Source organism: Candidatus Paracaedibacter symbiosus (assembly GCF_000757605.1).
Taxonomy (GTDB): Bacteria; Pseudomonadota; Alphaproteobacteria; order Paracaedibacterales; family Paracaedibacteraceae; genus Paracaedibacter_A; species Paracaedibacter_A symbiosus.
In genome coordinates, this window is the sequence record NZ_JQAK01000020.1 from 3,984 (window position 1) to 4,747 (window position 764).

Consider the following 764-nt stretch of genomic DNA (forward strand, 5'->3'; position numbering starts at 1 on the left):
ATGGGGGGTTTATAGATCTTATATGCATCACATAATATGNAACCCATAATCAATAATATCAAAGATGAGTAAGAAGTTTTTGGTTAATTAGAAATTAATTCTAGCTACCTTTCCCATATTCTTGCTAACTTGTCTGTGGCTTAGGAAATGAGTTACTAAGCTTAAAGAAACATTATTTGGGGGACCTATTATGAGTTATTACAAAAAGATGATTTTTAAAATACTTTTGGTTTTTATTACTACCTTATCAATTAACCCTATCAGTTTTGGCTCTCATGCAAAATATATATGTGAAGATGATGGGGTAGCCGAACCACTGTATGTTCATAGTGTAAAGATAATTGGGGCCGGTGAAGCAACGATTCAACAATGGATTAAATTGATTATGGAGAAGGAGAATATAAACAATCACAATATGAGCAAAGCTAAGGGGATATTAGGAGAGATTGTTGCTCAAATTCTTTTCGAGGGAACAGGAACGAAGCTAAGAGAGTTATTGGCTGTACAATCACGACTAAAGCATCTGCAAAAGGGGAAGGAATAGATGGGATATTCCTCTCAACCCAAGAAGATTTACCTATTTTTAATGAAGCAAAATTTCGTAGCAATGGATGTACTAAAAAAGATCTTCCATGCACAAGTTACGGGCAAGAAGCAAGCATCCAATGGTATAGCTATCATTTTAGCCATTTAAGAGAAAACTCAATGACAAAATCTCCGCAGTGCAACCACGTCGATTTTTAGTCAGTTAGAAAACGATTTTT

At 34.7% G+C, this 764-nt stretch carries 1 protein-coding gene; it reads left to right on the forward strand.

The features are described 5' to 3' along the window. Nucleotides 1-190: 190 nt before the first annotated feature. Complete coding sequence (locus IG80_RS0111745) at nucleotides 191-544, forward strand: hypothetical protein (RefSeq protein ID WP_032114218.1); 354 nt, start codon at nucleotides 191-193, stop codon at nucleotides 542-544. The last annotated feature ends 220 nt before the right edge of the window (nucleotides 545-764 follow it).

Excerpts from the sequence above, each read along its gene's own strand:
- IG80_RS0111745 (WP_032114218.1), top strand. The coding sequence starts at position 191 with ATGAGTTATTACAAAAAGATGATTTTTAAAATACTTTTGGTTTTTATT.